At 42.2% G+C, this 244-nt stretch carries 1 pseudogene; it reads left to right on the top strand.

From position 1 onward, the window contains the following. Positions 1 to 244, top strand: a pseudogene (locus ACWA1B_RS23390) (hypothetical protein); the annotation flags it as partial.

Genomic DNA, 244 nt, shown 5'->3' with positions numbered 1-244 from the left:
CAAAGAGATCCGCCGCTCGGTTGATTTTATGAAGGCTTATCTAAAGAAAAATACATTTTTAAAAACCTATGTCTTAGGCATTTCAGGCGGCCAAGATTCAACTTTAGTGGGCGCACTTGCTGAAAAAGCCATGCAAGAAATGCGGGCTGAAACTGGCGATGAAAATTATCAATTTATCGCAGTGCGGTTACCTTATGGGGAACAAGCTGATGAATCGGATGCAATGGCTGCCATTGATTTCATG

The organism is Flavobacterium xizangense, from assembly GCF_054075145.1.
The sequence above is the reverse complement of the archived record's forward strand: the minus strand, read 5'-3'. Positions and strand labels throughout refer to the sequence as shown.